General features: G+C 49.3%; 24 protein-coding genes and 1 pseudogene. 15 read left to right on the top strand and 10 right to left on the bottom strand.

All coding sequences use genetic code 11. From position 1 onward, the window contains the following. On the top strand, positions 1–247 hold a 247-nt coding region (gene tpx / locus OH663_RS22545; protein WP_263525873.1), incomplete at its 5' end, for a thiol peroxidase. A 210-nt stretch (positions 248–457) separates the two neighbouring features. Here the strand turns inward: tpx and grxD are convergent. Then, positions 458–805 carry a monothiol glutaredoxin 4 gene (gene grxD, locus OH663_RS22540; RefSeq protein WP_045442441.1) on the bottom strand — a complete coding sequence of 116 codons (348 nt, stop codon included), beginning with the start codon at positions 803–805 and terminating at the stop codon, positions 458–460. Between the two features lie 333 nt (positions 806–1,138). Between grxD and OH663_RS22535 the strand changes: the two genes are divergently transcribed. Next, a complete protein-coding gene (locus OH663_RS22535) occupies positions 1,139–1,966 on the top strand; it encodes a C40 family peptidase (protein WP_045442439.1) in 828 nt (275 codons plus the stop codon). Between the two features lie 127 nt (positions 1,967–2,093). Further along, positions 2,094–2,675: a superoxide dismutase [Fe] gene (sodB, locus tag OH663_RS22530; RefSeq protein ID WP_005127188.1), complete on the top strand. Its 582-nt coding sequence runs from the start codon at positions 2,094–2,096 to the stop codon at positions 2,673–2,675. Positions 2,676–2,714: 39 nt separating this feature from the next. Here the strand turns inward: sodB and OH663_RS22525 are convergent, their stop codons facing one another. Continuing rightward, complete coding sequence (locus OH663_RS22525) at positions 2,715–3,884, bottom strand: MFS transporter (RefSeq protein ID WP_200011777.1); 1,170 nt, start codon at positions 3,882–3,884, stop codon at positions 2,715–2,717. A gap of 177 nt (positions 3,885–4,061) precedes the next feature. Continuing rightward, on the bottom strand, positions 4,062–4,151 hold the full coding sequence (gene cydH, locus OH663_RS22520; protein ID WP_072036634.1) for a cytochrome bd-I accessory subunit CydH: 90 nt from the start codon (positions 4,149–4,151) through the stop codon (positions 4,062–4,064). A 297-nt stretch (positions 4,152–4,448) separates the two neighbouring features. On the opposite strand from cydH, the gene purR reads away from it, so the two are divergent. Then, complete coding sequence (purR, locus tag OH663_RS22515) at positions 4,449–5,474, top strand: HTH-type transcriptional repressor PurR (RefSeq protein WP_003832757.1); 1,026 nt, start codon at positions 4,449–4,451, stop codon at positions 5,472–5,474. A 5-nt stretch (positions 5,475–5,479) separates the two neighbouring features. On the opposite strand, the gene punR is transcribed toward purR, so the two are convergent. Next, complete coding sequence (gene punR, locus OH663_RS22510) at positions 5,480–6,403, bottom strand: DNA-binding transcriptional activator PunR (protein ID WP_045442431.1); 924 nt, start codon at positions 6,401–6,403, stop codon at positions 5,480–5,482. 112 nt (positions 6,404–6,515) lie between these two features. Between punR and punC the strand changes: the two genes are divergently transcribed. Beyond that, positions 6,516–7,721, top strand: a complete 1,206-nt coding sequence (gene punC / locus OH663_RS22505; RefSeq protein WP_045442429.1) for a purine nucleoside transporter PunC — start codon at positions 6,516–6,518, stop codon at positions 7,719–7,721. 285 nt (positions 7,722–8,006) lie between these two features. Next, positions 8,007–9,155: a cyclopropane fatty acyl phospholipid synthase gene (cfa, locus tag OH663_RS22500; RefSeq protein ID WP_048221527.1), complete on the top strand. Its 1,149-nt coding sequence runs from the start codon at positions 8,007–8,009 to the stop codon at positions 9,153–9,155. A 42-nt stretch (positions 9,156–9,197) separates the two neighbouring features. Here cfa and OH663_RS22495 read toward each other — a convergent pair whose 3' ends face one another. Beyond that, positions 9,198–9,845: a riboflavin synthase subunit alpha gene (locus OH663_RS22495; RefSeq protein ID WP_200011775.1), complete on the bottom strand. Its 648-nt coding sequence runs from the start codon at positions 9,843–9,845 to the stop codon at positions 9,198–9,200. Positions 9,846–10,180: 335 nt separating this feature from the next. Here OH663_RS22495 and mdtK point away from each other — a divergent pair, with 335 nt between their 5' ends. After that, entirely contained in the window at positions 10,181–11,554 is a 1,374-nt protein-coding gene (gene mdtK, locus OH663_RS22490) for an MdtK family multidrug efflux MATE transporter (RefSeq protein WP_045442423.1), read from the top strand. Between the two features lie 43 nt (positions 11,555–11,597). Here the strand turns inward: mdtK and OH663_RS22485 are convergent, their stop codons facing one another. Continuing rightward, entirely contained in the window at positions 11,598–12,296 is a 699-nt protein-coding gene (locus OH663_RS22485; RefSeq protein WP_200011773.1) for an RluA family pseudouridine synthase, read from the bottom strand. A 295-nt stretch (positions 12,297–12,591) separates the two neighbouring features. On the opposite strand from OH663_RS22485, the gene OH663_RS22480 reads away from it, so the two are divergent. From OH663_RS22480 to fos, 5 genes are all read left to right on the top strand, one after another. Beyond that, positions 12,592–12,882 carry a Bor family protein gene (locus tag OH663_RS22480; protein ID WP_048221530.1) on the top strand — a complete coding sequence of 97 codons (291 nt, stop codon included), beginning with the start codon at positions 12,592–12,594 and terminating at the stop codon, positions 12,880–12,882. 509 nt (positions 12,883–13,391) lie between these two features. Next, complete coding sequence (locus OH663_RS22475; protein ID WP_413814482.1) at positions 13,392–14,453, top strand: FUSC family protein; 1,062 nt, start codon at positions 13,392–13,394, stop codon at positions 14,451–14,453. Positions 14,454–14,630: 177 nt separating this feature from the next. Further along, on the top strand, positions 14,631–15,740 hold the full coding sequence (locus OH663_RS22470) for an AI-2E family transporter (protein WP_200011768.1): 1,110 nt from the start codon (positions 14,631–14,633) through the stop codon (positions 15,738–15,740). Positions 15,741–15,857: 117 nt separating this feature from the next. Then, positions 15,858–17,642, top strand: coding sequence for a diguanylate cyclase (locus OH663_RS22465; protein WP_045442414.1), 1,785 nt, complete (start codon positions 15,858–15,860; stop codon positions 17,640–17,642). A gap of 31 nt (positions 17,643–17,673) precedes the next feature. After that, entirely contained in the window at positions 17,674–18,072 is a 399-nt protein-coding gene (gene fos, locus OH663_RS22460; protein ID WP_200011765.1) for a fosfomycin resistance glutathione transferase, read from the top strand. A 22-nt stretch (positions 18,073–18,094) separates the two neighbouring features. On the opposite strand, the gene OH663_RS22455 is transcribed toward fos, so the two are convergent. After that, complete coding sequence (locus tag OH663_RS22455) at positions 18,095–19,135, bottom strand: hypothetical protein (protein ID WP_200011762.1); 1,041 nt, start codon at positions 19,133–19,135, stop codon at positions 18,095–18,097. Positions 19,136–19,203: 68 nt separating this feature from the next. Further along, complete coding sequence (locus OH663_RS22450; protein ID WP_045442408.1) at positions 19,204–19,395, bottom strand: hypothetical protein; 192 nt, start codon at positions 19,393–19,395, stop codon at positions 19,204–19,206. A 223-nt stretch (positions 19,396–19,618) separates the two neighbouring features. Here OH663_RS22450 and OH663_RS22445 point away from each other — a divergent pair, with 223 nt between their 5' ends. After that, positions 19,619–20,002: a cupin domain-containing protein gene (locus OH663_RS22445; protein WP_200011759.1), complete on the top strand. Its 384-nt coding sequence runs from the start codon at positions 19,619–19,621 to the stop codon at positions 20,000–20,002. A gap of 221 nt (positions 20,003–20,223) precedes the next feature. Here the strand turns inward: OH663_RS22445 and OH663_RS22440 are convergent, their stop codons facing one another. After that, positions 20,224–20,529, bottom strand: coding sequence for a hypothetical protein (locus tag OH663_RS22440; RefSeq protein WP_233633539.1), 306 nt, complete (start codon positions 20,527–20,529; stop codon positions 20,224–20,226). 204 nt (positions 20,530–20,733) lie between these two features. Next, entirely contained in the window at positions 20,734–21,186 is a 453-nt protein-coding gene (locus OH663_RS22435) for an SgcJ/EcaC family oxidoreductase (protein WP_045442394.1), read from the bottom strand. A gap of 546 nt (positions 21,187–21,732) precedes the next feature. Here OH663_RS22435 and OH663_RS22430 point away from each other — a divergent pair. Beyond that, complete coding sequence (locus OH663_RS22430) at positions 21,733–21,990, top strand: YjhX family toxin (protein ID WP_045442392.1); 258 nt, start codon at positions 21,733–21,735, stop codon at positions 21,988–21,990. A 7-nt stretch (positions 21,991–21,997) separates the two neighbouring features. Next, positions 21,998–23,637: pseudogene (locus OH663_RS22425) on the top strand (class I SAM-dependent methyltransferase). The last annotated feature ends 296 nt before the right edge of the window (positions 23,638–23,933 follow it).

The raw sequence follows: 23,933 nt of genomic DNA, 5'->3' as shown, positions 1-23,933 counted from the left end.
GCCATTTGCCCACTCTCGTTTTTGCGGCGCGGAAGGTCTGAGCAACGTTATCACGCTGTCAACTCTGCGCAATGCTGAATTCCTGAAAAACTATGGTGTTGAAATCTCCGAAGGCCCGTTGAAAGGCCTGGCCGCACGTGCCGTGGTAGTTATTGATGAAAATGACAACATTATTTTCAGCCAACTGGTCAACGAAATTACCAACGAGCCAGACTACACTGCCGCACTGGACGTACTGAAAGCCTAAGTTCTTATGAAGACACAACGTCTTCGCTGGCATAAAGCCAGTCAGTTGAAAAACTGGCTGGCTTTTTTGTTTATAGCCCCCAGATATTGCCGGAAGCTACAGACAAAAAAATCCGGAAACGAATGAACATTTCCGGATTCTTATACAACCATCTGTTCGGCCAACCGCCTGGCAGTCACCAACGATGATGTTGTTTTTTATATCTGCTGATTATTCAGCATCTGGTTCTTCGGTTTTGTACTTCGCCGCAGTCTCTTTGATAAGAGTCTGCAACTCACCGCGCTGGTACATCTCGATTAAAATGTCGCAACCGCCAACCAGTTCACCATCAACCCACAGCTGCGGGAAGGTTGGCCAGTTTGCGTATTTCGGCAACTCGGCGCGAATATCCGGATTTTGCAGAATATCGACATAAGCAAAGCGTTCACCACAGGCTGACAGCGCCTGCACGGCCTGTGCGGAGAAACCGCAGCTTGGCAGTTTTGGAGAACCTTTCATGTACAGGAGAATCGGGTTTTCAGCGATCTGGCGCTGGATTTTTTCGATAGTGGTGCTCATTATCTTGCTTCCTTAAACTTCTTTTACGGCAGTAGTCTGACATTGTAGCGGGTCAGGCTGGCAACGGAAAATAACATTTTCATTACGCCTTATTATTTTATCCCCTGTCGCTAAAAGTTGCATTCACAATCTCACTTATCCCCTTAAAGGGTGTGGATTTGATTATCTGTTCACCAGTTTTATCTTTATTTGCTGTTTTTTTTTGCGGTCGGTAACGAAACATAGTTTTAAACGAAAAAAGCTATTAAGTTTCCCGTTTCTATAGATTAGAATCATCAAGTTTTGTAAATCACACGCAGGCACGATAGACCTGCCTTACCAGAGGACTGCTCAGTGGCGCGGATAAACCGAATCTCGATCACGCTCTGTGCTTTACTTTTTACCACACTGCCTTTTACGCCCATGGCCCATGCTTCCAAGCAAGCCAGGACGACGCCTACTGTTTCGCACACCATCAAAACGGTAGATAAAAAGAAAAGCTCAACAGCCAGTCAAAAAACAACCAAAACCACTCAGAAGACGGCTAAAAAATCCACCAGCAAAACCAGCAGTAAAACCGCCTCAGTAAAAAAACGCACAACCACTCCAGCAAAATCGACTAAAACAGCAAACCGTCGGGGGAAAGCAGCCACAGCGCAAACCGCCGCCGTCACCTGGACTGAAAAATGCACCCCGCGTAAAGGTCATAAACCGCGCTGTGTGAAAGTGAAGTCGACAACCCCTGTAACGCTTGCTGAGACACATAAAGTTAAAGTGCAAAAAGCGACCAAAACCGCCATGTCCACCCTGATGAACCAAATCGGTAAACCTTACCGTTGGGGTGGCACATCACCAAGGACCGGTTTTGATTGCAGCGGTCTGGTGTATTACGCGTATAAAGATTTGGTGAAGTTTCGCATTCCGCGCACCGCCAATGAAATGTACCACCTGCGGGACGCAGCACCTATCGAACGTGGCGAACTGAAAAACGGCGATCTGGTCTTCTTCCGGACACAGGGCCGGGGTACCGCCGATCACGTCGGTGTCTACGTTGGCAACGGCAAATTTATCCAGTCGCCTCGTAGCGGTCAGGAAATTCAAATCACCTCGCTGAGCGAAGATTACTGGCAGCGCCACTATGTCGGCGCTCGACGCGTAATGACGCCTAAAACAATTCGCTAAAAACTTACCCTACAGCGTGTGCTGTAGGGTAAGTTCTTCTTTTGCATAACCTTTCAATTTGCTACCCTATCCTTACGCACAATGAGGTTATTGTGTGTACTCAATATAAATAATAAGGAGAGAAGCAATGTCGTTTGAATTACCTGCATTACCGTATGCCAAAGATGCTCTGGCACCGCACATTTCTGCTGAAACGCTGGAATACCACTATGGCAAACACCATCAAACCTACGTGACCAATCTGAACAATCTGATTAAAGGCACAGCGTTTGAAGGCAAGTCACTGGAAGAGATCGTACGTAGCTCTGAAGGCGGTGTATTTAATAACGCAGCTCAGGTATGGAACCACACGTTCTACTGGAACTGCCTGGCACCAAACGCTGGTGGCGAACCGACCGGAAAACTGGCCGAAGCCATTACTGCATCCTTTGGCAGCTTCGCAGACTTCAAAGCGCAATTCACCGATGCCGCAATTAAGAACTTCGGTTCCGGCTGGACCTGGCTGGTAAAAGGGACGGATGGCAAACTGGCTATCGTTTCCACCTCTAACGCAGGTACACCACTGACCACCGATGCGACACCTCTGATGACCGTTGACGTCTGGGAGCACGCCTACTACATCGACTATCGCAATGCACGTCCTGGCTACCTGGAGCATTTCTGGGCGCTGGTAAACTGGGAGTTTGTTGCGAAAAACTTCGCAGCATAAAATGACAACGCAGAAGGGATCCCCTTCTGCGTTTTAGTGTCAATTTGCAGTCGGGCACGCTTCCTGAGGCTGTTTTTTCGCTGAGATGAAGACCAGCAGCAAAGCCAGCCCCGCCACAATCGCCCCCATCACCGGCACAAAGCTATAACCTAACCCACCGGATATCACTGCGCCACCAGCCGCAGCCCCGAGGGCATTGCCCAGATTAAATGCCCCAATATTAACCGATGAAGATAATCCTGGCGCTTCGCTGGCAACGCGCATCACGCGCATCTGCAAAGGCGGGACTACCGCAAACGTCGCCGCGCCCCAGACCACCATACTGATAGCCGCTCCCAGCTCATTACGCGCCAGAAATGGAATTGCCAGCATAATGACCATCAGCAGTAATAAAAAGCCTTTCAGCGTGCCGTTGACCGACTTGTCTGCCAGCCGACCACCAAGATAATTACCAATAGAGAAACCAACGCCAATTAACACCAACATCCCGGTGACAAATGCTGGTGTGGCATGGGTAATACTGTGCAGCACGGGTGAGATATAGGTATAAAGCGTAAACATCGCACCAGCCCCCAATACGGTGGTCAGTAGCGCCGAGACAACCTGCGGACGCATCAGCACCGCAAGTTCTTTACGCACTTCAGGACGCTCTCCTGCCCCGCCTTTAGGTAACGAGAAGAACAGACTGATCATCGCAATCACGCCCAGACCCGCAGTCGCCAAAAAGGACATTCGCCAGCCGATAGTCTCGCCCAGCCAGGTTGCCGCAGGGACACCGCCAATATTGGCGATCGTTAGGCCCATAAACATGGTAGCAACCGCGCTGGCCTGCTTGTGTTTTGGCACCACGCTCGCCGCCACAACAGAACCAAGGCCAAAAAAAGCGCCGTGATTAAGACTGGTCAAAATACGTGACAGCATGAGAGTGGTGTAATCCGGTGCAATTGCCGAAAGCACATTACCCAGTGTAAATATCGCCATCAGAAAAATAAGCGCATTACGGCGCGCACGATGAGAAAGCAACAATGTCATCAACGGAGCACCCACCATCACGCCAACCGCATATGCGCTGATTAACATTCCGGCAGCAGGAATCGAGACATCCACACCCCGGGCAATGACGGGTAATAATCCCATAGGAGAAAATTCGGTCGTGCCAATACCGAACGCACCAATCGCCAGTGCCAGTAACGGATAATTTATTTTCATACTTCGACTCCATAACGTCGAGCCGTGGCACGACACGTAATAAGAGTCAAAAGCATGACATTGATCGCAAAAATAATAAAGTTAACAAATTTGCAAAAGACTTTTGCAAATTCGCAAATAATAGAACGGGAAAAACGTGCTGAAGGGATGAGGGAGATTGCTCTCCCTCGGAGTAAATCAATGCAGTGCTGCGGTCAAACCACTTGCTACAATCAGGCCCAGAACAATAATGGTGGTGACTAACGAAAATTTCAGATCGGTGCTCATCAAGTTTTCTCCTTTTTATTCCCACACAAAAAGTGATATTGCGCATTTTTGCATACTTGAACGCAAAAATCTCTCACGATTTATATTGATAAATGCTTTTAACTCTTCCCCTTTTCGTTAAGATCAGACAAAATTCCACGCTTACTTGATTAGCGTACCGGCCATTGACCCCTTCCTGACGTTCCGTGTCGTTTTCCCGGCGTGCCGCAACCCTGACGTTGCGTTAAGGGTGTGTAAAGGCAAACGTTTACCTGGAGTATTCTCAGGAGCTTAGGATATGGTCTGGAGTGAGATGTAATGGCAACAATTAAAGATGTAGCGAAGCGAGCAAACGTTTCCACTACAACCGTATCACATGTAATTAACAAGACGCGCTTTGTCGCGGAAGAAACGCGTAATGCTGTCTGGGCAGCCATTAAAGAGTTGCACTACTCTCCCAGCGCAGTTGCGCGCAGCCTGAAGGTAAATCACACCAAGTCGATCGGCTTGTTGGCGACCAGCAGCGAAGCCGCCTATTTCGCGGAAATTATCGAAGCCGTTGAGAAAAATTGTTTCCAGAAAGGCTACACGCTGATTCTGGGTAACGCATGGAATAGCCTCGAAAAGCAGCAGGCATATCTCTCAATGATGGCGCAAAAGCGCGTCGATGGCTTACTGGTAATGTGCTCTGAGTATCCGGAATCACTGCTTTCCATGCTCGAAGAGTATCGCCATATTCCGATGGTCGTCATGGACTGGGGCGAAGCGAAAGCCGACTTTACCGACACGGTCATTGATAACGCTTTCGAAGGCGGTTATATGGCGGGTCGATATCTGGTAGAACGCGGCCACCGCGAGATTGGCGTGATTCCAGGCCCTATGGAGCGCAACACCGGCGCCGGACGCCTGGCAGGATTTATGAAAGCGATGGAAGAAGCGCTGATTAAAGTACCTGAAAACTGGATCGTACAGGGCGATTTTGAACCAGAATCCGGATATCGCGCCATGCAGCAAATCCTCTCCCAGTCGCATCGTCCGACGGCCGTCTTCTGCGGTGGCGATATCATGGCGATGGGTGCTCTTTGCGCCGCTGACGAGATGGGTTTGCGTGTACCGCAGGATGTGTCGTTGATCGGTTATGACAACGTGCGCAACGCCCGCTTCTTCACGCCAGCGTTGACCACGATTCACCAGCCGAAAGATTCGTTAGGTGAGACTGCCTTCAATATGCTGTTAGACCGTATCGTAAACAAGCGCGAAGAGTCGCAATCTATTGAGGTCCATCCTCGACTGGTGGAGCGTCGCTCCGTTGCCGACGGCCCATTCCGCGATTACCGTCGTTAAACCTGTTATACGGGAGCCTGTTCCGGCTCCCGTAGCCACTCTTTATTCAGCGTTTCGCTATCTCCCAGGTAGTCCAGCAACCAGAGCAGTGCTGGCGACGTATCATTTTGCTGCCAGGTCAGACAACATGCGGCATCAGGAAAAGGGTTTTCCAGCTGCAAAGCAACCCACTTACCGCTATCGATCCACGGTTTAGCAAAATGTGTTGGCACCATGCCCACACATAGCCCAGCCGATAAACAGGTAGCAGAGGATTCCCAGTCCGGTACCACGACACGTTTTTGGTTATCCAGCAGCCATGTGATTCGTTTCGGTAGCGTGCGCGAAGTATCTTCACGAACCAACGACGGCCAGTTGCGCAACGTGTCATCGCTTAATGGCCCGGGAATCGAAGCCAGCGGGTGATGGCTCGCCACCACGCAACTCCAGCTCAGCATTCCCATATCACGAAACGTGTAACGTCCCCCCACCGGAATCGCCTGCGTTGCACCGATCGCCAGTTCGACGCGGCCATCCGATAGCGCATCCCAGACACCGTTAAACACTTCCTGAAAAACCAGCAGTTCCACATCATCGAAGTGACGATAGAAATCCACAATCATCTGCCGGGTGCGTTCCGGTCGCACAATATTATCGACTGCAATCGCGAGCTGCCCTCGCCAGCCGTTGGCGATTTGCTGACATTGCTGGCGAGTGATCTGCATTTTTTTGATAACAGACCGACCTTCTTTTAAAAACCACGCCCCTGCGGGTGTTAGTTCCACATCCCGATGACGTCGCTCGAAAAGCGGAACTGCAAGCCACTCCTCCAGTTGACGAACGGTGTAGCTTACCGCCGAAGGTACACGGTGCAACTCCTGCGCAGCCGAACTAAAGCTGCCGTTACGCGCAACCGCATCAACGACTTCAAGTGAATATTCCGACCACATAGTCTGCCTACAAAAATTTTGAAATCAGTAAACAAATATTAGCGTTTCACAGCGAGAATTTCACTCACTACACTCTGCGACACTGTTTTACTGCTTAAAAAGAGAAATGATGATGCAACCTGGAAAAGGGTTTTTAGTCTGGCTGGCCGGTCTTAGCGTGCTCGGCTTTCTGGCAACGGATATGTATTTGCCCGCCTTTGCTGCTATTCAGTCCGATCTGCAAACCCCTGCGTCTGCCGTCAGCGCCAGCCTTAGTTTGTTCTTAGCCGGTTTTGCCGTTGCGCAGCTTCTGTGGGGGCCGCTCTCCGACCGCTATGGTCGTAAGCCAATTTTATTGCTGGGATTATCCATCTTCGCCCTGGGTAGTCTGGGGATGCTATGGGTTGAAAACGCCACCGGCTTGCTGGTGCTGCGCTTCGTCCAGGCCGTCGGCGTTTGTGCCGCATCAGTAATCTGGCAGGCGCTGGTTACCGATTACTATCCCTCGCAAAAAGTTAACCGTATCTTTGCCACCATTATGCCTCTGGTCGGCTTATCACCTGCCCTCGCGCCCTTATTAGGTAGCTGGATCCTGGTACATTTTTCCTGGCAGGCCATTTTTGCCACCCTGTTTGCGATTACCTTGATCCTGATGTTGCCTGCCCTGCGGTTAAAACCGACGGCAAAAGCGCGTGACGATAGTCAGGACGCGTTGACGTTCGCGACGCTACTGCGTTCTAAAACATACCGTGGAAATGTACTGATTTATGCGGCATGTTCTGCGAGCTTTTTCGCATGGCTGACCGGCTCACCGTTTATCCTGAGCGAGATGGGCTATAGCCCGGCAGTAATTGGACTGAGCTATGTTCCACAAACTATCGCCTTCCTGATCGGCGGGTACGGTTGCCGCGCCGCACTGCAAAAATGGCAGGGTAGCCAGTTGCTGCCATGGCTACTGATCCTGTATGCAATCAGCGTTATTGCCACATGGGCAACCGGTTTTATTCACCACGTTGCACTGGCCGAAATCTTGATCCCATTCTGCGTCATGGCGATAGCGAACGGCGCGATCTATCCGATTGTCGTCGCTCAGGCACTACGTCCTTTCCCGCAGGCAACAGGACGCGCAGCGGCGATGCAGAACACGCTACAACTGGGTTTATGCTTCCTGGCAAGCCTTGTGGTGTCGTGGTTAATCAGTACTCCGTTGCTCACAACCACCAGCGTAATGCTGTCAACGGTGTTCCTGGCTGCGCTTGGATATAAAATGCAGTCGCAAAAAGAGAATGATTCCCTGGCGAATGAGGGCTCTCAGATTGCACATGGTGAGTCACATTAATAACCGTCATAACTTAATTAGCTGGCTAACAATTTTCGGTTGAATCACCAAATATTCAGGCCTATACTGATTTCCAGTTGTTAAAATTACGATAATTATTCTGTGTTAACGGGAACAAGGTTGTTCCCGTTTTTCCACGGATGGTCTTTTCGGCAAGGGGTTCTCCCTTCCTCTGTTCTACGTCGGATAATAGATTACGGATTAATTCCGTGAAATTTCTCACAAGACCAAAAAAGCGTCTACGCTGTTTTAAGGTTCTGATCACCGACCAGTGATGGAGAAGCTATGAGTTCATCGTGTATAGAAGACGTCAGCGTACCGGATGATAACTGGTACCGAATCACCAATGAATTACTAAGCCGTGCGGGCATTACGATTAATGGTTCTGCGCCGGCGGATATTCGCGTTAAAAACCCCGTTTTTTTCAAACGTGTCCTGCAGGAAGGGTCGCTGGGTTTAGGTGAAAGCTATATGGATGGTTGGTGGGAATGCGATCGTCTGGATATGTTTTTTACCAAAGTCTTACGCGCAGATCTGGAAAGCCAACTCCCCCGCCATTTCAAAGATACTCTCCGTATCGCAACGGCGCGTCTGTTTAATCTACAGACTAAAAAGCGCGCGTGGGTTGTCGGCAAAGAGCACTACGATCTTGGCAACGATCTCTTTACCCGCATGCTCGACCCCTATATGCAGTATTCCTGCGCCTACTGGAAAGATGCCGACACCCTGGAAGCTGCCCAGCAGGCGAAGCTCAGAATGATTAGCGAGAAACTGCAGTTGAAGCCAGGAATGCGCGTGCTCGATATTGGTTGCGGCTGGGGAGGCCTGTCCCAGTTTATGGCAGCACAATACGGCGTGAGTGTGGTGGGCGTGACGATTTCAGCGGAACAACAGAAACTGGCGCAGGCGCGCTGTGAAGGGTTGGACGTTACTATTTTACTCCAGGACTACCGCGACCTGAACGACCGCTTTGACCGCATTGTCTCCGTCGGTATGTTTGAGCATGTGGGGCCAAAAAACTACAACACCTACTTTGACGTGGTTGATCGCAATTTAAAGCCAGATGGTCTGTTTTTGCTGCACAGTATCGGTTCTAAGAAAACTGACAATAACGTTGACCCATGGATTAACAAATACATCTTCCCGAACGGTTGTTTACCATCGGTACGCCAGATTGCCAACGCCAGCGAGTCACATTTTGTGATGGAGGACTGGCACAATTTTGGTGCGGATTACGATACCACGTTGATGGCCTGGCATGAGCGTTTCATGGAGAGTTGGCCGGAGATTGCCGATAATTATACTGAGCGTTTTAAACGCATGTTCAGTTATTACCTCAACGCCTGTGCCGGTGCATTTCGCGCACGTGATATTCAGCTTTGGCAGGTGGTTTTCTCTCGCGGTGTGGAACACGGCCTGCGCGTTCCCCGCTAGTTCTTTCGGCCCCCATTCGCGACGGGGGCTTTTCATCATGACTCAGGCCCCAGCCTCACCGGTGATGTTGCTGATCGCGCCTTCGCGCGCGGCCAGTACGCGCTCAACGGTATCAACAACAGCCTGTGTTTGTGGATCGATTTCAATGTTTACCCGCGCGCCAAGCTTTTTCTTGCCAAGCGTAGTACGCTCCAGCGTTTCCGGGATCAGATGCACGCAGAAGCGCGTCGGCGTCACTTCGCCTACCGTCAGGCTGATGCCATCAATACCGATAAATCCTTTATACAGGATGTATTTCATCAGCGACGTATCCTGGACCTTGAACCATATCTGCCGATTATTCTCGGAGGTCAGAATTTTCGACACCTCCGCGGTGGTCATAATATGACCCGACATCAAATGTCCGCCAATTTCATCGCTGAATTTTGCTGCACGTTCTACGTTTACCAGGTCACCTACCCGCAGATCGCCAAGGTTGGTAATACGTAGTGTTTCTTTCATCAGGTCAAAGCTGATGCGGTTGCCATTAATTTCAGTCACTGTCAGACAGCAACCGTTATGTGCCACCGATGCGCCGGTCTCCAGCGCCTCCAGCATGTATTCAGGTAACTCCACTACATGCGTGCGAAAATTTGGTTTCTCATCAATAGACACCAGTTTTGCGGTGCCCTGCACAATACCCGTAAACATACCTGTAACTCCTGAACTCAATTAAGACATCTCTGCTGAGCACAATAGCAGGTGAAAAAACAGGTTGCCAGCAATGCACCGCCCCCACCTGTTTTTTCACTGGAGAATTATGCATTCCTCGCTACAATAGACTGCAATTTCCTCAGCATTTTCTCCTTGCTGCCATTTAAGGCGGCTTTTTTGTCTCTTAAATAACAACAATAGATACTCAAAATAATTCGAGTTGCAGGGAAGCGGTGAGTAAGGTCCGGGACATAAACCACTGTGTGACCGGGGCAAACGAACGCAACCAACAAACCTGCAGCCTGGAGTATGAAGAGTAATAAGGTGTAAACGTGCAAAAGTATGTAATAGAAGCGCGTCAGTTATTAGCTCTGGCAATTCCGGTGATTCTTGCGCAAATCGCCCAAACCGCAATGGGGTTCGTCGATACCGTCATGGCTGGAGGTTACAGCGCGACGGACATGGCGGCCGTTGCCATCGGGACCTCCATCTGGCTACCGGCCATTTTGTTTGGTCATGGACTGCTGCTGGCATTAACGCCAGTAATTGCGCAGCTCAATGGCTCTGGTCGCCGCGATCGCATTGCCCATCAGATACGCCAGGGATTCTGGCTTGCGGGCAGCGTATCCATTTTGATTATGGTGGTGCTGTGGAACGCGGGATACATTATCCGTTCCATGCATAACATCGATCCGGCGCTGGCAGATAAAGCAGTCGGTTACCTGCGTGCGCTGTTGTGGGGAGCACCGGGGTATCTGTTCTTCCAGGTTGCCCGTAACCAGTGCGAGGGGCTGGCCAAAACCAAACCGGCGATGGTAATGGGGTTTCTCGGCCTGCTGGTGAACATTCCGGTTAACTATGTTTTCATCTATGGACATTTGGGTATGCCGGAACTCGGCGGCGTTGGCTGCGGCGTAGCGACGGCGGCAGTGTACTGGGTGATGTTTATCGCCATGCTCTCTTATGTCAAACATGCACGATCAATGCGAGATATCCGTAATGTGCGTGGCTTCCAGAAACCAGACACCGCAGTAATGAAACGTCTGGTCCAGTTGGGTTTACCCATTGCGCTGGCGTTATTTTTTGAAGTCACACTGTTTGCCGTAGTCGCACTGTTGGTTTCCCCACTGGGAATTGTTGATGTCGCCGGACACCAAATCGCACTGAACTTTAGCTCGTTAATGTTCGTACTGCCGATGTCGCTGGCTGCCGCCGTTACGATCCGCGTCGGTTATCGTCTGGGCCAGGGCTCTACGCTGGATGCGCAAACCGCCGCCAGAACAGGCTTAGGGGTCGGCGTTTGCATGGCGATGATAACCGCAATCTTCACCGTCACATTGCGTGAGCAAATTGCCCTGCTTTACAACAATAACCCTGAAGTCGTGACGCTGGCCGCCCAGTTGATGTTACTGGCCGCCGTATATCAAATCTCAGACTCTATCCAGGTCATCGGCAGCGGGGTCTTACGTGGTTATAAAGATACACGTTCTATTTTCTTTATTACCCTGACGGCATACTGGCTGCTGGGTTTACCGAGTGGATATATTCTTGCGTTGACCGATCTGGTTGTCGATCGCATGGGGCCTGCAGGCTTCTGGATAGGCTTTATTATTGGCCTGACCTCCGCTGCAGTGTTGATGATGCTGCGGATGCGCTATCTGCAACGCCAGCCGTCATCCATTATTTTGCAACGCGCCGCCCGATAGTACGCAAATAGCCACCGCCTGGTGGCTATTTTTTTTACCAGTTTCAGAATGGACTGGCATTACGGGCATTGATCAACTTTGCGCTAATGGGATGCACAAAATTCAATTCACTGGCATGTAGCATCAGCCGGGGCGTTCGTTCAGTACCGGGCAACAAGCGACCACCATACAGATCACAACCTAAAATAGGATGCCCCAACTGCTGGCAATGAATGCGCAACTGATGTGTGCGTCCGGTCTCCGGGCTGAGCTGCACCCGCGTCAATGGCAATAACGTCCCTTGCTCCACTTCGTGATAAAAGCGCTCGACAACCCGGTAATGCGAGCGCGCAGGCTTGCCGTTCACAGGACAAATCGTCATCAGCGGAAACAGTGCTGGATCTTTGGCTATCGCCGCATCGATTACCCCTTCGTCATTATCCAGATGCCCGCAGAGTAAGGCACTATACATTTTAGTCACCGTTCGCTGGCTGAATTGCTGACAAAGTGCGGCGTTGATAGCTTTATTCCGCGCAATGATCATTAGCCCGGATGTCCCGAAGTCAAGACGGTGGACCAAAGTGCAGCCGGGAAAAATCTGTACCAGCCGGTGATGCACTGAATCGAGATTTTGCGGATTTTTCCCGGAAAGGCTGAGTAACCCGGCGGGTTTGTTGATAAGCACCAGGTGTTCATCCTGATAGAGCGTCTCTATCTCATCATGGCACGGCGGGGCAATAAAGGTATCGAAAATAGTAGACATCAGGCTGCCCGGATGGAGTATGGGTGCGGATCATAACGAATTTTCAGCCTGCTGGCGAATCCAGGTTAAATTTAATGGTTAGCAAAATATTAATATAGACTTTAACCGGAGACTAAACGCTATGGCTTACTATTCCACGCTGATGCGCAAAATTCAAAAATACACGCCATCCCCTATAAATAAACAATGACTAAACGAGTTTATTATAAACATAAAATTAGTAACTGGTCGGATATGAGTCCATTGCAATAAATAAGAATATGCGACTCCTTTCCCTTACGATGAAATGGTAAAAATGAAAAAGTTAATGACGGCAATGGTTGTCGCTACAGCATTATCAGGTTGCGCACAACAAACCTTTGAAATAAATCATGGAATTTCTGAGAAACCAACGCAAGAAACCAGACAAACCTTTTTTGTTAACGGTATTGGACAGTCGCAAACCATTAATGCAGCGCGGGTTTGTGGCGGTGCTGATAAAGTTATTCGTACCGAAGTACAGGAATCAGGTATGGATGTTTTCTTACGAATCATCACTATTGGTATCTATACCCCTAAAGAAGCCAGAGTCTATTGCTCCAAATGATCCCTGTCAGCAGGCATTCCTGGAATGCCTGCTGCACTTTTGCAGTTCGGTGCCGCTATAGCTTACTCCTTTTGTTAACCCGCGGTTTAATGCCAGATCTTCTGATAACAGAATTACAATGTTGACAAACTATTTTGTTCGTTACTCTCATTCAGTTCATAGTTGAAACATTATGTAATGATTTAGAATTTGAGTATCGCCATTTTATATTTGATGTTGACATTTAGTTCTGTCATTACTTAAGGACCAACTCAGAAGGAGGCTTTCAATGCAAAAATATTTCCATTATCACTCGCAATATTGGGTATTCCTCGCAATTGCACTGGTCATTTACATACTGGCATTTCGTTAATACATATTGTCAATTGATTGCCTGCATTATATAAAAATGAATGCAGTTCAAATCTGTATACAGTTCCCTGGTAAAAAAACCAGAACAAATATGAATACTCTTTAGCGTATGATCTTCGCTTATAAGCTCACATGAAATGACGAAATCATTCTTTTCAGTGCAACGAGACAGACCCATTAGTTCACTCGAGTTAAAGATTTACCGCAACTATCGTGTGGTTCATGGAATACGCATTGCTGTGGCATTTGTTTTGACTTTTTTACTTATAAGAATGATGAAGTTACCCGATCATTCGTGGCCCCTTATTACACTTATCGTCGTTATGGGGCCTGTCAGCTACATGGGCAACGTAATTCCCAGAGCGTTTGAACGCATGGCGGGTACCGTAACAGGAGCGATTCTGGGGATCATCGCACTACACATTGAAGTCTATTCTCTACCCTTAATGCTGTTGTGGTGCGGCTGCGCTGCTTTCTTTTGTGGTTTTTTGGCTATCAGCAAACGTCCATATGCAGCCTTACTGGTAGGGATAACGCTGGCAGTAGTTAGCAGTGCTCCTGCCGGAGATATACAAACAGCGCTATGGCGTAGTACCAATATCATTTTAGGCTGTATTCTGGCGATGCTGTTTACCAGCATACTTCCCCAAAGGGCATTCATTAACTGGCGTATTCAGCTGGCCGATTTTTTATCTGATTATTTAAAAATCAATACTGCGAGCGTCTCGCGTAACGTGCTTTATCCTCCCAGAATGACCAGTCTGCAAACCCGGGCATTGAATAAAGTCGTCAAAATGCGCAATCTGATCACGCCAGTAAATAATGAAACCCGGATACCGATAAAACTGCTTGAAGAAATTCAGTCAATAACCCGTGATATGGTTGCCGCACAAAAATTTCAGCTCAACGCTCACTGGGCCTCACGCAGAAGTCGCTTTTTGATTCTAAACTCCCATGCTCTTTCCGATATGCAGGAAATGACTCAACACACGCTCAGAGCACTGGCTCATGCCCTGCATAAAGGAAACCCCTCACCAATAGCCTCAAACAGTGAACGTCTGAATGAAATCACTCAAGAATTACATGACCTTTTACTTTCTTGTGAAAGTGATGACGTCATGGAAAGCGCGGTTCACGGATACGTCTGGTTAAGTATACAACTCACTGTTCAGCTTGAGACATTGTCTTCTTTAATCAACAGAGCGCTTACAGAGAAATGACTGAATATATCAATAATGATGAATTTAGTTTCTTCACCGGGAAAATGACCGAGAAATAATATAGCTGTTGGCACACGCCCTATCCCCCCACAAATTAGCGGGTATTCGCAGTGAAAGTTGGTAAATTTGCTGAACGGTTCTATAGTCGAGGCTGCTTCTCAGTTACAGGATTCACTAATGCGATTTAACGGACTGACCAAAGGTTTCTTCATTTTCATTCTTGCCCTCGTCACATGGGCGTTCTTCGACGTGCTGTCCCCCTACTTTTCCGCGATTCTGTGGGCCGCAATATTAACCACAATCTTTAACCCGGTGAAAAATAAACTTCGCAGCGCACTGGGGGATCGCAACGGGCTGGCATCGCTGATTACCATCGGTATTATCTGTCTGATTGTCTTTATCCCTCTGATGGTGATCCTGTCATCGCTGGCGATTGAACTGAATGTGGTTTACACCAAGCTGCAACAGAACAATACGCAGTTCCCGGAAGTGGTTAGCTCGATCCTGTCGTACTTTCCGGATTGGGCCAGAACGTTCCTCGCGGAACACAATCTCGATAATGTCACGCAGATCCAGAAAAAACTCTCTGACATTGCGTTACAGGGCGGGCAGTACCTCGCAGGTAGCGCGTTCCTGATCGGTAAGGGGACCTTCGGCTTTGCCATCAGTTTTGGCATTATGCTGTATTTACTGTTTTTCTTGCTGAAGGATGGGCCGTATCTGGTTCGACAGATTCTGGATTCGTTACCACTCTCAGATTTTGCCAAACAGCATCTGTTCGCCAAATTCGTCGGCGTTACGCGGGCGACGGTAAAAGGCACTGCGGTGGTTGCCGTTGTTCAGGGTACGCTGGGGGGCATTGCTTTTGCGATAGTCGACATTGACGGTAGCATTCTGTGGGGCGCGCTGATGGCGTTTCTTTCACTGGTTCCCGCGGTTGGTTCAGCGATTGTCTGGGTACCAGCAGCCATTTTCCTCTTCGCCACACAGCAAATTTGGCAGGGACTGTTTATCGTCGGATTTTTCGTGATTATTGTCGGTCTGGTGGACAATATCCTGCGCCCGCTACTGGTGGGTAAAGACACTAAAATGCCTGACTACCTGATTCTGATTTCCACACTCGGCGGGATGGAGATCTACGGAATCAACGGTTTTGTTATCGGCCCTCTGATTGCCGCGCTGTTCCTTGCCAGCTGGAACCTGTTCTCCGGTCGTGACCACGAAGGAAATGCAGAAGGAATCGACGAAGCGTTTATGGAAGAAGGAAAAAATCCTCCAGATTTGTAATGGTGTGACGATAACAAAAGGCGGCCAATGGTCGCCTTTTTATTTTCACGCAAAATCATACGTTTCCTATAATTTCAATCATGCTTATTCATTAATCGTCGCAAAAGGAACTCACAGGTGCGAATCGCCACAATAACTAACTGGGCCTATAGCGCGACGGTATGTCTGACCATTGTCTCCGGCGTCGTCATGCTGATGGCGTCCAACGCAGATAATACCGAACGCCAGGCGGTAGAGCAGCGGTATGTATTCGACAAACTGACCGGGGAGGTGGAAACCGACGCCTGGTCGCTGTCTGATTTGGCCCGTTTGTACGCTGTCACTAAAAACCCTGACACCCTGGACACCTATCGCCAGAAGGAAACGTCGCTAAAAGAGATTGAGCACCGGCTGGCGAACCTGAAAGACGCCGGGGCAACGGGCGAAGAATTGGCGCTATTGCATGAAGGTCTACAAATCGTTGATACATTGCAGGAAGAGCAAGCGATGGCGTTTTCCAGCGTGGCGCGCGGAGAAGATCAGCAAGCCATCGCCCTGCTCTTCAGTAAAGCCTATGAACAAGAACTGGAGCGAGCGCAGGATCGGATAGACCATTTTCGGCAGATACTCGACAATCGTGTTCGCGACACGATTCAGGAAGCTACTCAGGCATCCCGCACCCTGCGCACGCTGTCAGAAGTGATGGTTGGACTGACGGCGCTGTTATTTTTATTTGTCCTCGGATTTATTCTAAAACGCCGCGTGCTACGCCCCGTCGTGCGCCTCAGTGACGTTGTTCACCGGCTGGCTTCACAGGATTACGCCGTTGAAACGCCCAATTTCAACCAGATTGATGAGATCGGAGATATGGCGCAGGCAATCCGAATTTTTCGCGAGAACGGTCTGGTGCGACAGCGACTGGAGAAAGAGCGTGATGCAGACTGGGCGATACGCGAATTATTGGCACGTATGACGCAGCGTTTACAAGGTTGCGAGAATTTTGCGGATGTGATCAACGTAGCGGAGCTTTTTGCACCAAACATTGCGCCCGGGATTGCTGGTCGACTCTACATCCTTGATCGGGATCCCTGGCAGATGCGCTGTGTCGCTGAATGGCTTTCACCTGAGGGCAAAGCGGATGCTTTCCACCCGGATGAATGCTGGGCAGTTCGTCGTGGGCAGAGCCATCCACCGGTACACGGTGAGCCGGATATCGCCTGCTACCATCTGCCGGAATCGTGCCAGAATCACTCGCTGTGTGTGCCGCTGATTGCCCAGGGCGAAGCGATTGGTCTGCTCTCATTCCAGAATCTAAGCGAGGAAAGCGCACCTTCCCGAGCCTATCTGGAACTGATGGCGGAGGCACTCGGCCTGGCCTTAGCCAACCAGCGTCTACGCGACGCATTGCTGGAAAAGGCGCTCTATGATCCCCTGACCGGTCTGCGCAACCGTCATCATCTGGAAGATACCCTGCGAACCCAGATGAGCCAGGCAATACGCAATCAGGAGCCACTCAGTTGCCTGATGATCGATATCGATCACTTCAAAAACATAAATGACCGTTTTGGTCACGAAGCGGGTGACGGCGTCATCAAAAGCGTCGCTGCCATTATTCAGCGCGTTGTACACGACAATGGAATGGCCTTTCGCTACGGCGGCGAAGAGTTCCTGGTCCTGCTGACCAGCATGGGTGAAGAGGCCGCGAACCGACTCGCGACGGATATTTACAACGGCGTACGCGAACTGTCACTGCGTTTTGGCGTGTCGGATATTGGCCATGTTGATGTCTCTATCGGCGTTGCCAGTTACCCGCAACACGCGCAAAGCGACAACCTGCTACGTGCCGCAGACGTGGCGCTCTATCGCGCAAAAGAGTTGGGTCGTTCGCGTATTGTGAGCTTTGGTATGCTGGAAGCAGGCTGAAATATTCTCCATCCTGAAATGAGGGTTTAACATGCTGACAGGACTAAACCATCTCACTCTTGCTGTTAGTGATGTAGCAAGAAGTTTTGATTTTTACGTGAACGAGCTTGGTTTTGTCCCTCAGGCCAGGTGGAGTCGCGGGGCCTATCTTTCACTGGGAGAGCTATGGTTATGCCTTTCCGCCGATGTCGTTAAACCTCAGTTGGACTATACCCACTACGCATTCAGCATCCAATCCGATAAATTTGCCAATTTCGTTGAGAAACTGCGGTCATCCGGCATTGTCGAATGGAAGTCGAACAAGAGCGAAGGCCAATCCATTTACTTTCTGGATCCGGATGGACACAAGCTGGAAGTACATATTGGTAGTTTAGAGAGTCGACTCAACGAGTGCAAAGCACATCCTTATGAAAAAATGGAGTTTTTCTGATGCAACTCGTGGGCCAATCCATCTATGCGTTTGTCCGTTTAAATATCTTTTCCCGGAAGGCTTCCAGGTGATATTTTTGCAAAAAGCCATCAACCTCCTGAGCCCATCGTATCCCCTCACCAAGAACGGCGCGGCTATGCGTTGATGTATAAAAATAACGTGTATCGTAGAGATTTATCAGCGTCTGATTTATCGCTGCAATTCGATGCTCAGGATTATTGAGCTGTTGCTTTTCCAGCGCCCGCATAATTCGTTGCTGGTGAACAGGATCTGAGGGGAACTCTCTTTCATTAAGTTCACTCAACACTAAGAAAGACGGCGCAATTTCCTCTTTAACTGCAGCCTGCAAACGGTAATGACCATCAAGGATCACAAACGCTCCCAGCCCGCCGATATACCAGACCAGCACTGGAGGCAATGTTCCCTCGCGAGATTTTTTACGCCACCATTTAACCCTTCCGGCATCCGGGCTTACGGGATAACGCCCAAGTAGCAGATGGTTTCCCCACCACCAGTCGACCAGTCTGACTTTTTCCGGCTGGACAAGATCGGGAAAATCTTCACCGTAAAGCGTCCAGCGACAGCCAAAATTACCGCTACTTTCAGGAGAGTCAAAACGCCAGTTTTTAACAGAAAGAGACTGTTGTAATGAGTATGGCGATGAACGTCGGGTCAACGCCATTGGACTGAGTAACCAACGGCGAGGTGACAGTAGTGGCGCTGGCGCATTCATTAATTGACGAGAAAAATAACGACACCATTCACTCGTCCATGCCCTTTTCCCTTTGCTTTTGATCCGTTCAATATCTTCAGACGTTACGCAAGGTAATAACGCCTGCGGGCCTGAATGTTCCGAATTAAACACCACCCAGACACCAGAATGATCTTCCAGCATTGAAGCCCAGAATAATGTCTCTCCAGAGATCTGCAACGCCATCCGACCGTAGCGGCCACTTAGCATATCCATCACCGGCCCGGCTTTATGACTCTTCTTGAGGGTAAACTCCAGGCCAAGCCAGTTATTATCGCGATCACAAAGATCCTGCCACCAATACTCCGTCATGGTCTTCTTCCCTGATAATTATGCGAATTATTTTAAGGCGTTCACCCTGCCGACGAGTTACCGGCGGCTCACCGGGCTGTCGTGCTTTGTATCGCTATCTTCCCGGATCTCAACAGCGCCATCTCTTGCTTGCAGAGCAGTACTACTGCCTGGCGACCTTTTACACGATGGGATGTGAGCGCTCTTTTCACTGTACGGCGAGACGCGCCAGATTCCAGCATCTGATAACACATCAGAGAGAGCGCATGTTTGTTTTTCATCGAGTTAACCTTGTTTAGTGAATCCGTGCAGTAGCACCACCAGGGCAATATTTTACTACTATCTGCGCTGGCATTACTAACACCACGGTCAAAACCAGCCCCCGACAGGAATCATTTACCATCCCGTCACCACGTTGTCCCCTCGAGAAATAGAACAAAAAACAACCAAAGCAGATATAATTTAAGTGCGACCATGCGCGTATTCAATCTAAGGAGGTGCGCAATGGACAAAGCAGAAGTGAAATCATTCGGTATTCCAGACGAAATTCGCGAATTTCCACATGGACGACTGGAGCTTCTCAATATAGGAGGAGCGATCGTCGGTCGTGCAGTACTGGAACCAGGCTGGCGTTGGGCAACATCCGTTCAACCCATCGCAGGTACGAAGAGTTGTGAAGCCCCTCACTTTCAGTATCACGTTGCCGGGGTGCTACGGGTGAAGATGGATGATGGTAGTGAATTCGATTGTCTGCCCGGTAACTTGTCACGCATCCCCCCGGGTCACGATGCCTGGGTGGTTGGGGATGAATCTGTAGTCATCGTTGATTTCCAGGGAATGGTGGACTGGGCCAGGCATAAAGACATCGCCTGTAACAACTCGCCATAACGTAAAAGACACGGAGGAATTTTGTATCACCAGCGGGTGTTGAATGATGCAGCCTGTACTCAGCAATAGCCAGGCACGTTGTTTAACCCCCGGATGGTCCTTTCTGAGCCAGTGACAGCCGCGGTGTTATAGAGTTGATTATTTTCACCGCAGCACGGTTATTACCGCCATCGGCCATACTCGCAAAATACCGCACATGTTGTTGATACGGGTTGCGAATTTTAGCGATTCATTTTTAGCCAGTACGACTCCTGGCATTTACTGTGAAAAGTTTTCTCCCGCGGTCTGATATCCCGACCCGCCGCATCAACAATCCCCCATTTGATACAGCATTCCGGGCATATGTCTGATAGCGGTTGAACCAACTCATTTTCGCAAATACAACTGATAACGACCCCTGAATCATGATGCCAGGTCATATGGGAGATCTCTACTTCCGCCAAATCATCTCGATTCCAGAGCTCTTCAATGCAAATGACATTTTTCCCATTTTTAATTGCATTTACATAGTCGGCCAGGTTGTCCATCGCTTAATTTTCCAATAGATTGATGAGCGAATGTAAGGTAATCGCTGATTAGTTTTTCTCGCAACTCTGAAACCGTAACAAATTTCTGCACGATCCCCAATACCTCTCATCACTCAATCCCTATAGCTCCCGGAAACCAGGTGCATCACCTGGATATCAGTTTCACTGCAGGGAACGGTCAATTCCCGTCCCCTGCTCCGTCTTTTACCCCTCAGGCATAGCCGAAGAATGGTGCGTAGAAATTTTCCACTCTTTACCATCCCAGGCATAGGTGAAAGTGTAACGCGCTGAAACTGTGGACTTATCCGCGAAGGTAAATGTATAAGTTCCGGTGTCTATCGCCTTATTACAGCCAAGACGAATAGTACGAGTGTCGATTTTCCCGGTCGGTTTCTTCGCAAGAAAATGTTCAAAATAATCAATGCGTTCAGCATCCGTTAAACGGGCTTTATTGGATACTGTAGGTAGCAATACCGCATCACTAAGATAGTTTTCAGAAACTGTCTTCGCGTCGCCCGTTTTCAGCGACTCGTTCCACTTATCAAACAGGGCTTCGATTTGAGCTTCATTCACCTTCACACAGTCGGGAGCTGGTGCAGCAAAAACGGGAGCTGTCAGAATAGTAAGTGAAACAGCAAGACCTGGTAATTTATTCATACTAATCATTCCATTAGCGGTTATACGACAATGAAAACGTCATTGATAACCAGGTTGAAAATCAAACTGCATGCCATTCCAGTGGAAATCATCAGCAGACACGGAGAGAGATAGATAACGTTCCCATGAAGGGGAAAGGTATTTAATACAATGAAATATTTAGAGATTTCTGGTTAACATCGCTTGTATAGCGTGGTTTAACTACCTTCATTATTATAGTTCAGCAATTGCACGCTTTCTGAGCGCCCGCGCGTTTGAACATATTCAGCAGGTTCATACACTCCACTGGCTTGAATGAACTACAGGCTCCCTTCGGGATCACACTTTTCAGACCTGGTTATTCACTTACAAAAACCAGGTGTTATCATTCACGCCGTAAATACCTATCAACTCAATCCGAGGCTTTGATGCTGGAGAATGTAATCATCCGATAATCAGCTTCCCGACCTTTTCAGGCCGGACTGATTATCAATGCGCCGAAATTGTATGCGGACACCGCTGTGTGTTTGCACGTTTTGCACATGATGATTAAACAGGTTTTCCAGTATGAATTTATCCCGTCAGGAACAACGTACCTTACACGTTCTCGCCAAAGGTGGGCGTATTGCGCACGTCCGTGATTCGTCAGGCCGCGTTACCTCTGTTGAATGCTACAGTCGCGAAGGACTTTTGCTCGCAGACTGTACGCTTGCCGTCTTCAAAAAACTCAAAACAAAAAAACTGATTAAATCCGTCAATGGTCAGCCCTACCGCATTAATACCACCGGGCTGAACAATGTTCGCGCCCAGTCCGATAACCGTTAAGGAGAAGATGATGGATATCGATAGCATTATTTTTACCGCGGGTCAGATACAGCTGTCACCGGATGAAGACAAAATCCCCTGGGACGAACCCGCTTTTAGCCAGCGTATGCTGGAAAATCATTTGTCGCAGGAACATGACTGGGCAAGCCGCAGACTGACCGTAATTGAACAACAGGTAGCGTGGATTGCCCGCCAGTTACCTGATGGGGCACACATTCTTGATCTCGGCTGCGGCCCTGGTTTTTATACCCGCCTGTTAGCGGAGCGCGGTTTTAGCTGCACAGGAGTGGACTTTTCACCGGCATCCATCCAATGGGCATGCCAGCAGGCGCAAATCTCCGGTCTGAATATTGAATACATCCAACAGGATATCCGAACATACAGCCCGGATGATCCGTTCGATTTCATCATGATGACCTTTGGGGAACTGAACGTATTCAGCGCATCAGACACTTGCTCCCTCATCAGCAACTGTGGGCGATGGCTGGTACCAGGTGGCAGGATGCTCATTGAGGTTCATACCTACGATGAGGTTAAACGTCAGGGTATGGCGCCTGCGAACTGGCAGCGTTGTCCACAGGGATTGTTCCTTGCTGTTCCTCATCTGTTGTTGACCGAAAACAGTTGGGATGAAGAGGCACAAATCAGTTCAACACGGTTCTGGGCAATAGAGGCGAATGGTCGAGCTACCCGGTTCGGCAGTCAAATGAAGGCCTGGCATGGTGATGAATATACCAGCCTGCTCGCTAACGCGGGCCTTAGCATAAAACAGTGCCCGGACAGTGCAGAGTGGCCGGTCAGCGAGACGTTTGCTGGCAAGCTATTTGCTCTGCTGGCTGAAAAAGCTAACCCCTGTGAACAAAACCCGCTGAATACGCCATCGATAAAAGGAATTAACTAATGGATATCCCACGTATTTTTACCATTAGCGAAAGTGAACACCGCATTCATAACCCGTTCACACCAGAAAAGTATGCCACACTGGGCCACATGTTACGTATGAAGCCGGGTACGAGTATTCTCGATCTCGGCAGCGGTTCGGGTGAGATGCTCTGCACCTGGGCGCGCGATTATGGTATTACCGGCGTCGGCATTGACATGAGTCCCCTCTTCACCGCGCAGGCAAAACGACGTGCAGATGAACTCGGCGTCAGCGAACGAGTCCATTTTATTCATAACGACGCGGCCGGTTACGTTGTTGATACAAAATGTGACATAGCGGCCTGCATCGGTGCCACCTGGATTGCAGGTGGCGTCGTCGGGACGATTAAATTGCTGGCAAAGAGCCTCAGGCCTGGAGGAATTATTCTCATCGGGGAACCGTACTGGCGTCATGTCCCAGCCACGGAGGAGATCGCCGAAGCCTGTGGCGTCTCGTCCGTGGCTGATTTTCTCCCTCTTCCCGAACTGGTATCGTCTTTTGATGAACAAGGCTATGACGTAGTAGAAATGGTGCTGGCGGACCAGGAGGGTTGGGACAGGTATGAAGCCGCTAAGTGGATGACCATGCGCCGGTGGCTGGAAGAAAACCCAGACGATGACTTTGCGAAAGTCGTTCGGGCAGAACTGACGATAGCCCCCATACGCCATGTTAGATGGACGAGAGAGTATTTGGGTTGGGGCGTGTTTGCATTAATGCCACGTTAATTTGAAGGAGGACACTGGTATAGCTGAAAAGCTATACCAGTTGACGCAGGCAAGTGAATCGCCCTGGTTTAGCAGACACCTCAGAGTCATTTAAGATGGCGTTGGTATGCTAACCCACAGTCAACACTAACATCTGCTATTTGCTCACTGCGGACCTTCAGCTCAGGTAACTTGTTCGCTTCGTACCAATAGCAGACTTTTAGTAGTTCTAGAAATCTCTCATGCCGAGGCCTAATTTTGGGCGACCACTACACTTGAACATACAGACATTAGGGTGACAATAAAGTACGCTCATT

Origin of the sequence: Citrobacter sp. Marseille-Q5395 (assembly GCF_947057495.1) — a bacterium.
Taxonomy (GTDB): domain Bacteria; phylum Pseudomonadota; class Gammaproteobacteria; order Enterobacterales; family Enterobacteriaceae; genus Citrobacter; species Citrobacter murliniae.
The sequence above is the reverse complement of the archived record's forward strand: the minus strand, read 5'-3'. Positions and strand labels throughout refer to the sequence as shown.